The sequence below is a fragment of the Candidatus Lernaella stagnicola genome (assembly GCA_030765525.1).
Taxonomy (GTDB): domain Bacteria; phylum Lernaellota; class Lernaellaia; order Lernaellales; family Lernaellaceae; genus Lernaella; species Lernaella stagnicola.
Genome location: JAVCCK010000034.1, coordinates 64958 through 77871, shown reverse-complemented (window position 1 = coordinate 77871; position 12914 = coordinate 64958). Strand labels below are relative to the sequence as shown.

Sequence of the window (12914 nt, the reverse complement as noted above, 5' to 3'; positions counted from 1 at the left end):
ACAACCACTACGCAGAGCCAGTCGCAAAAGGTAGCAACAATTGAACTCCACGCCAACCACACATGCCCCTTCGGGGCGACCGCAGAAAGGAAAAAGCCCCCGGCCGTGATGTCGGCCGGGAGCTTAGCTGTTGCTTCGCTTCTTTCTAGTCGTCGTCGCCGCTGGTGTCGATATCCTTGATATTGCGCGGCGTCTGCTCGCGGTAGATCAACTCGCGTTTGCCTTTCTTTTCCGGCTGCTGGCCGCTCCACCGCGGAATATGCGTGCGACGTGTCTTGGGCGGCAATTTCAACGCGTTGGGTCCCTTCGCCGCAACGCCCTTGCGAACTTCGCCGGCTTTCGCATTGGCCCGTACGTACTCCGCATGGCACGCCTGCGGTCCGTTGCCGATATTGGCCGGCCCTACGTAACCTGACAACGAATTCGGCGGGCACTCGCCGCAGTATGGAATGATCCGCACGTTGTCTAAATAGTAGTTGTCCGATGTCCAATCAACGTAAGGATCGGTCCAGAAACCGACCAAACCCGTGTTCTGCGCGATGTGCGAGCCATTCGGGTTGTAGTACGGCGCCCCGTTGAAGGTGGCACCGATCGTATGATAGGCCAACTTCGGCACCGTCGAGTACATAACCTGTTGCAGATCCAAGGTCTTGCCGGGGTCGGGTTCCGACCACCAGAAGACGAACATCTGACCGTAACCCGCCGCGGGATTCGGCTGTGCCCGGTTGCAGACGAGCGCCAGGTTGCTCCACCAATAGGTATCGTAGGCTGGAGCTGCAACGCCGTGGAAGGTCCGTTTTTCCTTCTCACACATGGCTTGGTTGTTGGTCGAGTCGTAGCGCTGGTATCCGATTTCGTAATTCACGCCGTTGGCTGCCGAGTAATCCGCCGTCATCAGCCACGTTTGAGTGTTGACGATGTTGTTCGGATCATAGTAACCACGGAACGCCAAACCGAGTTGTCGATCTCCGACCACCGAGCGTGAGTGCCATTGCATCAGGAAATCCCCTTCAATGGCGCCGTTGGCCGTGGCGCTGCAGTTACCCTGCGCAAAATTGTCCCACAGATACGCGTAACTGAACAGGTCTTCGACATCTCTGAAGCAAGTCGACCAGAAGTCCGTGGCACACAGCAAGTTGACCGTTCCAATGAGAGGAAGATCGACACCGATGCACGAACCGCACATGCTGGTTTTGAGTGTACCGGAGTAAAGGATGGGGATCGTGAACGTTCCGAAGAGGGGAATGTTGATCGTGATCGCCGTATCGAAAGGCCACAACCAATTGCCGAAGAAATCGTTGAAGTCCGTTCGGATCGTATTGTTATGGTAGCGGAAATGCGCTTGTCCGAGCGCCATGAATTCCCAGTCAAAGATAACGATTGTTCCGAGGAACGTGTCGATCGCGATATAGATGCTCTTCGCGTCCATCGGCCACATGCGGTTGTCCCAAGGCTCCCGCCAACCGGTGACGCTCGGCGTCGCGTCGCGATACCCGATAATGTTGGCCATTCCCGTGAAGGGATCCTTCTCGTAACTGGTCACCGGTGCGCAACAGTAACTGCCGCCGCCCGCACCGTGATACTCGTACGGATAGCAAGGCTGGTCGGTCGCGAATTCGACGAAGATCGCATCGGCGGGAGAGCCGTTGCACGTCGTATCGCACCCCTGGGAGCCGGGCGCTTCGGCACGGCAGCAATCGCGCGGCGGACTGCCTGTATGCGTGATGCGCGTCTCCAGCGTGTACTTGTAGATATAGTTGGGTTCGAGCGTCTCTTCGAACCGGAAGCGCCGTAGGTTGGTCGCGGGCGACGTCGTCCGGTTGTACGTAAACGAACCGGTGAAGACATCGAAACGCGGATGATACGGAGGCGGCGCGCCGGGGTAATACTGCGACGGGTGATCGTAGCAGTAAGGTTGCAGATTCGGGCACAACATTCCGTTGGGCGCCAGTACATTACCCGGATTTGCGATGTTGGGGGTGCGCAGCAAGTATTCGGCTTCCGGGTCCACGGGGAAAGCCTCATCGGCGGGCAGCTTGCGCCACCTGGCGACGCGGAAGAACAGGTAATCGTCGGCCGTTTGGCTACGGTCCCCGTGAGGGCTGACCAAGCGGTCGGTCATGTAAAAGACAACCCGCGCCGTGCCGTCGCAATACCGGCCCGCATCGGCCGGACAGGGATTCGGGCTGGGCGGCATGGCCGGCGTGACGCACCAGTCGGGCACGCCCGGAACGTTCGCTCCAATGCTGGCGCCGAGCAATACGCGTCGTTGGCACTGATCGGCCGGGCTCGGATTAAGCGGATCGTTTTCCGGGCAGGTAATCACGATGCTGTATTCGTACAACTCGCCGTGATCTTGAAGCACGTATTCATGGTTCCCCACGTAGGTCGTGGACGTATTCCAGGAACCGTGCGCGACGTCGTTTTCGACTTCGAACCAATCGCCGCCCGGGAAAATCCGCGCGTGCAGGTCCACCCGCGCATCGGCCGGCGGCGCATCATGGAAATTCCAACTCACACGAATGGTGTCGTCTTCGCCCGGACTGGTCGCTTCCTCGTCGCCGCGCATGGAATGTTGCTCGGCGTAGTTGGTGCCGTCTTCTACGACACCGGAGCATTCGCTGAAGCATTGGTAGCCGGCCAGGAAGGGACACGTCGCGCCAAAGCCCCAAGTTCCCGGGGTGTTGGCGGCCACGACGACATAGTCGTATTGCGGGTCTGTGCCGCCGCTCAAGAGTCCGTCGTAGAGACGGCCGCTGTTGTCTACGGACGAACCCGTGGCGGGACGCAGATCGGCCATAGCGTAGTTAAGGAGATAGGGTGTATGGGAATCCGGCGCGGGATTCTGTTTGTACAGATTGTTGTCATCGTACCACACGTATTCCTGCTGAGTACTATTGGTGATCTGCACCGCAGGGAAGACAATCACGTCGCCGTCGTCGAAATTAACCTCATACTCATCGCCGATCAGATTGAGGAAGTCGAGACCCCACAGGCGATTGCGGTAAATGAGGTAGTAATCCGGCGTTTCTCCGGCCGTGCACCACTGATCGAGGCTCGCATACCATTTGACGCGCATCCTGGCGTTTTCGATCTGGCCGTTCCAGCCGATCGACGACTGGTCGATGACATCAAGGTAGTGCGGTGGGGAGAACAAGGTTCGCGATCCGCCGCCGCCGCCGCCCGAAAGCGAGTTGTCGAAGCTTTGGACTTCGTCGTGACGGCCGCAATCGCTGATCAGGTGCGCCGGATTGGACAGGCACTCATAGTTCGACGAATTCGGGTTGCCGTCGTAGGCTCGAACCACATAGTGGTAACGGTTCCGAGGTATGCCGATGTCCCACATACTACCCGGGAACGGTGTACCCGACCCGGAAGTACGTCCGGGACTATTGATCTGGTCGCGCCAGACGTAGGTGGTGCTGACTTTGTAATAGTTGGAGTTCCGGCAATCCACGTGGCCCTGGAAAACCTCGGTCGAGGATGTGCAGTTCGTGTTCGGACCATTCGGATCAGTCGGGCTGGTTATGAGTTTGGCTACCGGATAGGTGCCGTAATCGCTCAAATCCTCCGCGTCGCCGCGAAAGACCCAATACTCGGTGATGTCCGCTTCGTTCAAGGCCGCTTCCCACGTCACGGTAATGCTGCCGAACATCGTGTCGGTGTAACAAGGCGTATCGAAAGCCCGCACGTTACTGGGCGCGTCCGGAGCGCCGACAAGCGGCGTTACGCCCGCCGAAGGGGACGAATAAGGCGACCGGCTGTCGCCGCAGTCGACCGCGCGTACGCGGTACGAGTGAGACTGTCCGACGGTCGGATCGAAGTCGTCGACGGCGTAATTGGCGCGACCGAGCGCAGGTACGACGGCCATCGGACGCCACTGCGCCACGGGCGAACCGGGCGCCGAACCGGCGACCTTGCGACTCACGTCGTACCAGAGAACGTCGTTTTCACCGATACCGTCGTCATCGCTACGGCTAAAAAATACGTGGATTGCGCCGCCGCACTCGTCGAGCGTCGCCAGCACATTGCCCGGTGGTCCCGGCGGGCCGCCGCAATCACGCTCTTCATCTTTCCTTAAGTTGCGCGGATCCACGGCCGTGTGAATCCAGTTCTCCCGGAATTGATAACTCGGCTCGCGCGGGTGCTGGTATTCCTGGTCCGGATTCTGGGCGATCGTTGTGATGCTCAGTTCGACGCGGTGAATGACCGACTGCAGAATGTTGGGATCCAAGCGGCCGTTACCGTTCACATCTTCGTTGGCATCCAACAAGTTGTTATTGTTCCTGTCTTCGTCGTTCGAACTGTCGGTGATCAGGTAAATCGCGCCGCGCGCCGGCCGCACCGTCACCGAGCCGGCCGGTCCGTCATACGAAAATTGGAAAGCGCCTTTGTATAGAGCTTCGATTTCGGAGTCACCTAAGACGCCGTCGTCGTTAAAATCGCCCCAAAGAGTGTCGGTTGTACCGGGGTCAAAGTCGAAATCCCCCCAATACGAGAACAGCGGAGCCACGTGCCGCTCCGCCTGGGTGCTGGAGGGAGCAGTATCGTACCCACCGAACGTACCGTTATCGTGCCGGACGCTGAAACCGACGATTTGGTCGTGCGCCAACTTGCCGTTAATGCTGCGTCGTAAAGCGCCATCATATAAGGAATAGCTGTAATCGCGGTCGTCGGGCATGTTAATCGTATCGAGCGGACCGCGCATATAAAAACGAGTGGTTTCCGCGGCCGAATCCCAGTCTTGCGACGGCAGGTAGGATAGTCCCGGCCCGTATTGAACCGGCGGGTCGCCGGGTTCCAGTTGGCCCAGATCGCCCACGTCGCCGTTAAAGACGAATTCCCACGGCGCGGCGTAGATGATCATTTCTTGACCTTCGTTCACCTTAACGCCACGACCAATCAACATCAGGTCGTCACGTAGGCGTGAGATCGTGTGCCGACCGGCTTGCTGAATTTCCACCAGGTCTTCCTGATAGATCACGGTTCGCCGGTAAGCAGTAAAAACGGAATAGATCACCAAAACAAGCACCGCGGCCAGCACGACCGCGACAAGCATTTCAATCATCGAAAAACCGTCTTGTACCCGCGTCGATCCAGAAATTTTGTCACGAACCTTCGTCAGCATCCTGTTTCCCTCTTACCAAACCGCTCCAGAAATGTCGGTGTTGGCACGGAGTTCTTCCCACGAAACGATTTCCCACGCGGCAAAACCGTATGGATTAAACAAGTTATCACCCGCAGCGGTGCGCTGATCGCGCGGATGAGGCGGCATCATGTACTTCAAACGCGGGTCGTACATGTACGTCACCCGCGAAAACCCGATCCGATTACAGCCGGCGCCGTTGCCCGTCGTGCAGGACGACGATTGCGAACTGCCCTGTGACACGTAGTCGTACGATAAACGCCCCGGGATATTTTGAATCACCGACCCAACAATCGTCAGATGCCCCGAATCGTTACCGCCGTCATAATGGAAGAAGGTCAGATTACGATCGTAGGCCGGGTCGGCGACACTGGGCCGAGTCCAAAACGTGTTTTGAGACGACGTGCGCGCCGAGGCATACACGCCGGTGCGAAATTGCTGGATATCCACCGCCGACGGTGCGGCACAGTTCACGTTACTGCCCGTCATCGTACACGACAGTCCATACGAAACCATGACCGCATGAATGTCTTCGTCGCCGATGTCGTCCAGAACCGCCGGGGAATCTCCCTTCGCCGTCGGTTCAAAGGAATATCCAAACGTGACCGGGTTGTGCGGATCGGACCAATCGTCCATGTACGGATGGTCGGGCCACAGCGAACCGCTGATAATCCGTTGCCGCGTCTCGTCGGGGTAGCTGTTGGGGATGATGATGTCGCCCAACGCCACTAGGGCCAGCATATCCGGCTCCTCCGCGTTGGCGTAGTCGGTCATGGAGATGTTGGTCGGATGGTTCTCGTACTCAATTTCGTGGTCGATATAGATGTCACCGGTGGCCACGATCGTTACCTGGCCGTCGAGAATGCCGCTGACCAGAACGTCGCCTTCCACGTAGATGACACCGTTGTAGGTCGAACCGCACGATCCGCTGCCGCCGGTGGGGCCGCTCAGGCCGCGGCTGGGCACGTAGACATAGTAGTAATTGGACAGGTCGCCGTAGTTGACGTCGCCGGCGGTGTTGTGTCCGTAACACACGCGGCCGGAAACCAGGTTTTTCCAGGAGACGGTTGGTTCCCACCGGTGCGCCGTCGGCGCCGCGGCCGCCATGGCCGAATCGCGTTCGCTTAGGGTGCGACCATAAAACGCGGCCCGTATGTTCTCTTCTTCATCGAGCGAGTTCGTACTACGGAAGGGAATGCGATAGATCATGAAGATGCCCGGATCTTCCAGGGCCGGTGATCCGAGTGTGGCGCTGGCGCCGCTATTAACGGAGTTGGTCGTAGCCGAAGCCACCCAACTATGCGACTTTACGCCGTCGCCGTTTACATCCAAGTCGTTACGGAAAATGATCTTCCAAACGTATTTGCCGCCCCCCGGAGCCGTGCCCGGATTGCCCAATTCGATGTCCCAATAGTTGTTCTTGCGGTACCCCTGACCCGAATCCGTGAACACGTCGACGCGGGGCATCAGCGCGGGGCGGCTGTTGTTTTTGAAACTCAACGACACTTCCGGAAGCGCGTAGGAACTGCTGCCGCCACTGGTCTGGTTTAGGCTGTTGGACAGAACATTATTAAAGGCGTCGGGACCGCGCCACCGCACCTCGCCACCGAATTTCGGCGAGCCACGCACGAAAACCCGGCCCACATCCGGAAAGGTCTCGATGAAGCCGCTCGCCGGTGAATAGGCCACATTACTGATGTAGACGTCGCCGGCGACTGCGTCTCCATCCAGAAACACCGGATGGCAGGAGTACCAATTAGGGCTGGTTCGCGTGCAGTTTTCGCCGTGGGCCGAACTACTGACGACCCGGGCGGCCGGCATATGATTCATCGAATAATAGGCAAAATCCCAAATCGACCGCGGCCGCGCGAGGACCCGGAACGCTTGCTCGGTCTTGGTGCGGGTATTGGCAATCAACAAGTTGATCGCCACGGGTCGCGACAGCCCGCGATCCCAATTCGCTTCGAAGTCTTTCGGATCGATATACGCTGAAATGCGCATGATTTCGCGCTGTTGGTACGACAGGTTCTCGTCCAGACCGTCCAAATACAACGCCTTGACGTTGTCGAGCACCCGTTTCGAACCGATCACGTTGCCGGCTTGCCGCGGGTCGAAGCCCAATCCGTTGACATCGGCAAACAGCCCCCCTTCCAAGTAGTGAAGGTGCGAGAGAATCCGGTCAACGCCCTGCTCCGCATAAAAGAAGAGCATTTGGTTTTCGCCCAAATTGGTCGTGATGTACTGCTCACTGACGCTGGTGACCATCGCCAGGGCACCCAGCGCCGTGATCAACAGCATGATCATCATCGCGGCGACCAGCGCGTATCCATCCTTGCCCTTGAATCGAAACATTTACGGCATCCTTATTTCAGACGCTTGTGAACTAAAACTTCGCAAGGAACATATATCGGAATATCTCATGCCCGCGTTGGAGCGACGAGGCGCCGGCCGCGTGCGACTTCTCGTACCACGACACCCGCACTCGAACGAGTTTGAAATCCTCACCCCGGTACCCGCCGTTGCAATACTCGCCGACGTTACCGGTATTCATTGAGCCGCCGCCGATGATCCCGCCTTCGTCGACTTCCGTGGAAGCAAATTTCAGCCCGTCGCAATTACCCGTCCCGGTGCCCAAGGAATCGAACCCGTTGCGCAACACCTTGCTGGTAATCGTGAATAGCTGGTGGTGTTCGCCCATGTGGGTGACTTCGGTTCCTATCAGGCGGCTGTTATTGTTCGTGATTCCCGGCGTGGACCCGTCGTAGTCTTCGTACATCGGCCAACTGCGAATCTGTTCGAGCTTGCGCTGGGCAAGATAGCTGGCAATACCGTAGTTTTTGCCGGATTGGTTCGCCCGAATGTTGAACGAAAGCATCGGTATGACACCCAAAATGCCGATCACCAATACGCTCATCGCAACCAAGATCTCAACGAGCGAGAAACCCGCCTGCCTTCGCCGCATCCGACTTTGCATCGAGACCAACATTCTCAACCGATCCTTTCCCCAGTTCTCAAGGCCTCTTCCAAGACCTTTCCTTCATACGGAAACGCCACCGCACAGTTCGTAAGCTGAGGTGGCGAATAGGCTCGGTACACCGAGACAACTACGTTTTTTCAGACCGAGATCGGACTAGCGCCAACGTTCTCCGTCACCCGCGGCGTCCTTCCACTTCCACACGCGAATACGGCCCGTGGAACCTTCCCAGTCGACGGCCCGCATGCGGTCGGGGCGATTACCTGTCCCCAACACGTCAATACTCGGAATCAAATACGCGACCCCTTGCGATGACGCCGTCCCGTCATGTCGGAAGAAGAAGTGCCGATTCTGCGCGGTCGGGCAACTGCCCTTGATCTCAATCGCGCACCCCACCGGATGAGCATGCCCGGGTACGTTGTCGATACCGACAAAGTAACCGAAAATGATGCCCGGCTCCATTTGATGCGTCTTCGGGAACGAGGAGTCGAATTGCCCGGACTCGTCGGCATCTACACCGGTCTGGTAGTTGTCGGATCCGGAAAACCAAACGCGCACCGAACGCCCTTCGCGAATCGCTCTCGCCCGCGCCAACCGCATCTGCCCTGCCACTTCCCGGGCGCTGGTATTGACGCGAATAATCGTGCGGTAATGCAACATGGAGACAAAACCGATCGCCGTCAAAATCCCAATCAGGGCCACGACGACCATCAATTCCACCAAAGTAAAACCGCGGCGCTCTTCCTGTTTATTTTCCCGGTTCATGAGCCTACCCTTTTTGTCCGCCAAGGTTTAGCAGCAATAACTATGCCCTGTAGGCCTAGTATTTCAAGCTGTTATAATATCAGAGTTTCGACCTCACGCAACTGATTTTTATTTGATTTGTTCGACACTTGACTGTGAAAACTTTTCACAAATAGTGAAAACTTTTTCAACCTTCGCGGCCGCTATTCTCCAAGTTCTCGCCTTTCCGATCTAACCCATAATCCTTGATTTTGTACAACAATGCCCGTAACGAAAGGTCCAAAAGCTTGGCCGCTTGGGATTTATTGCCGTGGGTTCGCGCCAGCGCCTCCTCGATCAACCGCCGTTCGATCTCCCGCATGTTGCGCTTGACCGATAAATCGCCGGTGGCGTGCGGAAGCTCACTGCCGGCTCGTGTCCGTAAACGGTCGGGCAGGTCCGGCGGCGTAATCGGACGCCCGCCGGCCAGCAGCACCGCCCGTTCCATCGCGTTCTCAAGTTCACGAACATTGCCCGGCCAATCGTAGCGCTGCAAAATCTCCAGCGCCCCGTCGCCGATCTCGCACGTCGGCAAACCGTGTTGCTGGGCAATTTTCGTGATGAAGTGCCGCGCCAGTAGGTCCACATCCGTCGGCCGCTCTCGCAGCGGCGGTACGCACAGGTGAAACACGTTCAGGCGATAATACAGATCTTCCCGGAACCGCCCATCCCGCACGTCTTTCTCCAAATCGCGCGCCGTGGCCGCCACCACGCGCAAGTCGACCGAAACCTCGCGATTCGCCCCGACCGGACGCACGGCTTCTTCCTGCAGGACCCGCAACAATTTCACCTGCAACATCAAAGGCAGATCGCCAATCTCATCCAAAAACAACGTGCCCCGACTCGAGGCCGTCACTAAGCCCTCTTTATCGGCCACCGCATCGGTGAAAGAGCCCTTGGCGTGTCCAAACAACTCGCTTTCCAGCAAATGCTCGGGAATCGCGCCGCAATTGATCGCCACAAAGGGACCGGCATTCCGCGGCCCGTTGCGGTGAATCGAACGCGCAATGAGTTCCTTACCTGTCCCGGACTCTCCGGTGATCAACACCGTCGTCTTGAACGAGGCGATCTTGCGCACGATCGCCAACAACTCCTGAACCCGACCGTCGTCGGTGAGGAACTCGCGGTCCGCCGCGGCCCGGGCCGCCGCTCGCAACTGGACGTTTTCGCTGCGCAGTTGTTCGCGTTCCTCGGCCCGCTCAAGCACGACGAGCACTTCGTTTTTCCGGAAAGGCTTGCTGATGTAATCGAACGCTCCCAGGCGCATCGCCTCCACCGCGTCCTCGATCGTGCCGTACGCGCTCATCATGATGATGGGTTTGTGAAAGCCTTGTTCGATCGCCTTCTGTAGGAATTCGAGTCCGTCCAGTTCGGGCATACGCAGGTCGCACAAGACGTAATCGGGCTTCAAGGTCGGCAGCGAATCCAACGCCATGCGACCGTTTTCGGCCGTGCTGACCTCGTAGCCCTTCTTTTTAAGGAGAACACTTAGCGTGAATCGCAAACCTTCTTCGTCGTCGATGACCAAAATACGTTTCGCGTCACTCATCGTCGAACTCACCCTCGTTTGCCGGAAGTATCAAAGATACCCTGCTCCCCTGCCCCGGCCGGCTCTCTACGCGAATCAATCCGCTCATCGCCCCGATGATCCGATGGCAGATCGCCATGCCCAGCCCGGTGCCTCTGCCGGCTTTCTTCGTCGTGAAAAAGGGGTCGAACATCTGCCCGAGAACCGTCGGTTCCATGCCGGGCCCGCTGTCGGTGACATGCAAAAATACTGCCAGCGATTCGCTGCCGGGTCCGATGGCGTCGGAAAAAACGATACCGCGCTGCACATGATCGGTGTAGGGAACCTCGTCCTCCGGCGGCACGCCGGGCAACTGCGGATCCAGCAAACGACTTCGCTCAAACAGCGCTCCCTCAGCCCGAATCCGGATCCGGCCGACCCCGTCCATCGCGTCGGTGGCGTTGAGCAGGATGTTCAATACGACCTGGACGAACTGCTGCCGGTCCAAGCGCACGGGCGGCACCTCGGCCTCGGTTTCGACCTGAACCTCAACGTGGTCCAGGCCGCGCTGGCTTTTCATGAGTTGCACGGCCTCGCGCGCCAACTCGACAACGTCGGCGTTTTCGATCTGGGCTTCCTTGACCCGCGAGAAGTCGAGCAATTCGCGCACGATGCTATCGATACGCTTGACATCCTTTTCGATGCGCTCGACGACCTGACGTTCCGTAGGCTGCAAATCGGCGTCGCGCAGGATGTCCAGGTAGCCATAGATCGCCCCCAGGGGGTTGCCGACTTCATGGGCGACACCGGCGGCCACCCGCCCGACGTACGCGAGGCGGTCGGTGTGGAGTAACTGCCGGTGGGCTTCCTGCAATTCCCGGTTGATGGTTTCCAGACGCTTGACCTGGCGTTTGTTGATTTTCTCACGATCGGCGAGCGTCGCCGCCAGCTTGGCCAACGCGCGTCCCAGCCGCCCGATTTCGTCTTTGGTCGCCGGCGGTGCTGGAACACGATATTCGCCGGCGGCCATTTTCTCGGTCATCTGCACCATTTGTTCCACCGGTCGCACGAGCAATCGCCACAACATGAACGACCCGAACAGAATCACGGCCAGCGCATCCATCAGGGCGTACAGCCATAGAATTCGCTTCATACCCGTTAGGGCCACGTACAAGTCATTGATCGGCAGGATGAAACGAACCGCGCCGATCGCCTTACCGCTGCGGTACAGCGGTCCGGAAAAAACCACTTCCGGTGTTTCGGTATCGCGACCGATCAACCGGTGAATCAGTTTCCGCTCGGTCATCGCGCGGCTGAGATCCGCCTCGGCGAACACCAACCCGATCATGTCGGCCTGGCTGTGGGCGATGATGTTCTGCCCCTCGTCGACAATGACCAGACTCGACAGTTCGAGGTTTTGCGCCATCAGGCGCACGAAGTGCGACATATCCTGCGCCGTGTCGCGCCCCGTTCGGCCCCACTCCTGCCGCAAGTCCAACGCGGCCTGCATCGCCAGCAGCGCCGTTCGCCCCTGCACGCGTTTTTGTTTCACGAGGTGGTGTTCGAGAAGTCGCGTGACCACGCCGCCGAGCAGAATCACCAGCAGTCCGGTCAGCAAGGCGATCAGTAAGACGACTCGGGTGCGCATTCCCGTAAAGGGACCCAGAGAAAGACTCTTTAACAACCCTGGTCGCTTAGTACCCAAAATACCACCGAACCGCCGCCGGCCCGAGCCACACCCAGGTCACCGCGCCCAGGGCGAGAAACGGTCCGAAAGGAATTTGGAATTTTCGACTCTTGCCCGTCAGTGCAATGAACAGCGCGCCGATCAGGGTGCCGACCAAACTCGAAACGAGAATCGTGAAGATCACGCCCTTCCAGCCCACGAACGCACCGATCATGCCCAGAAGTTTCGGATCGCCCAGGCCCATGCCTTCGGTTTTGGTCAGCGCGTAGTAACCCAGGGCGATGGCCAGCAGCAGCCCGCCGCCGAGCAAAGCGCCCAGGCCGCCGTCGATCAGGCCGTCTTTCCAGTTGTCGGAAAGGACGAACATATTGATCAGCAGGCCGATCGGAATGCCCGGCAGGCTGATTTCATCGGGGATGATCTTGTGGTCCAGGTCGATCATGGTCACCACGATCAGCGCCGCGGTGAATAGATACCATACGACGCCCGCGGCGATGCCGAAGCGATTCAGATACCCCGCCAGGAAAATCGCGCTGACCAATTCGACCATCGGATAGCGAAGGCTGATCTGTCCGCGGCAGTGACGGCACTTGGCGCCCAGGAAAACCCACGACAGCAACGGAATGTTGTCGTACCAGGAAATAGCGTTGCCGCACTGCGGACAGTGACTGCCGGGGAAAACAATCGACTCGCCCTGCGGCAGGCGCCAGATGACCACGTTAAGAAACGAGCCGATGGCCGCCCCGAATAAGAAACCCGCGAAGGTGACGTAAATCTGAATGAAGTTGTCCGCGTACACACGCTCTCCTTGACGACT

Annotated in this window: 7 protein-coding genes; all 7 read right to left on the bottom strand. The window is 58.3% G+C overall.

Annotated elements, in window-relative coordinates; genetic code table 11:
- Positions 1 to 145: 145 nt before the first annotated feature.
- On the bottom strand, positions 146 to 5128 hold the full coding sequence (locus P9L99_15130) for a prepilin-type N-terminal cleavage/methylation domain-containing protein (GenBank protein MDP8224691.1): 4983 nt from the start codon (positions 5126 to 5128) through the stop codon (positions 146 to 148).
- Between the two features lie 12 nt (positions 5129 to 5140).
- Positions 5141 to 7498 carry a hypothetical protein gene (locus tag P9L99_15125; GenBank protein ID MDP8224690.1) on the bottom strand — a complete coding sequence of 786 codons (2358 nt, stop codon included), beginning with the start codon at positions 7496 to 7498 and terminating at the stop codon, positions 5141 to 5143.
- Between the two features lie 31 nt (positions 7499 to 7529).
- Positions 7530 to 8132 (bottom strand): prepilin-type N-terminal cleavage/methylation domain-containing protein, encoded by a 603-nt coding sequence (locus P9L99_15120; GenBank protein MDP8224689.1) that lies wholly within the window; start codon positions 8130 to 8132, stop codon positions 7530 to 7532.
- A 144-nt stretch (positions 8133 to 8276) separates the two neighbouring features.
- The gene (locus tag P9L99_15115; protein ID MDP8224688.1) at positions 8277 to 8885 is read right to left on the bottom strand and encodes a GspH/FimT family pseudopilin; all 609 of its coding nucleotides are present in this window, start codon (positions 8883 to 8885) and stop codon (positions 8277 to 8279) included.
- 166 nt (positions 8886 to 9051) lie between these two features.
- Positions 9052 to 10452 (bottom strand): sigma-54 dependent transcriptional regulator, encoded by a 1401-nt coding sequence (locus P9L99_15110; protein MDP8224687.1) that lies wholly within the window; start codon positions 10450 to 10452, stop codon positions 9052 to 9054.
- Positions 10445 to 12058, bottom strand: a complete 1614-nt coding sequence (locus P9L99_15105) for an ATP-binding protein (GenBank protein ID MDP8224686.1) — start codon at positions 12056 to 12058, stop codon at positions 10445 to 10447. The genes P9L99_15110 and P9L99_15105 overlap by 8 nt, the downstream gene beginning before the upstream one ends.
- 46 nt (positions 12059 to 12104) lie before the next feature.
- Positions 12105 to 12896: a prepilin peptidase gene (locus tag P9L99_15100; protein ID MDP8224685.1), complete on the bottom strand. Its 792-nt coding sequence runs from the start codon at positions 12894 to 12896 to the stop codon at positions 12105 to 12107.
- Between the last annotated feature and the right edge of the window lie 18 nt (positions 12897 to 12914).

Bases quoted from the DNA above. Each gene is read 5' to 3' on its own strand.
- P9L99_15110 (MDP8224687.1), bottom strand. From the start codon at position 10,452: ATGAGTGACGCGAAACGTATTTTGGTCATCGACGACGAAGAAGGTTTG.
- P9L99_15130 (MDP8224691.1), bottom strand. From the start codon at position 5,128: ATGCTGACGAAGGTTCGTGACAAAATTTCTGGATCGACGCGGGTACAA.
- P9L99_15125 (MDP8224690.1), bottom strand. From the start codon at position 7,498: ATGTTTCGATTCAAGGGCAAGGATGGATACGCGCTGGTCGCCGCGATG.
- P9L99_15105 (MDP8224686.1), bottom strand. From the start codon at position 12,058: ATGCGCACCCGAGTCGTCTTACTGATCGCCTTGCTGACCGGACTGCTG.
- P9L99_15120 (MDP8224689.1), bottom strand. From the start codon at position 8,132: ATGTTGGTCTCGATGCAAAGTCGGATGCGGCGAAGGCAGGCGGGTTTC.
- P9L99_15115 (MDP8224688.1), bottom strand. From the start codon at position 8,885: ATGAACCGGGAAAATAAACAGGAAGAGCGCCGCGGTTTTACTTTGGTG.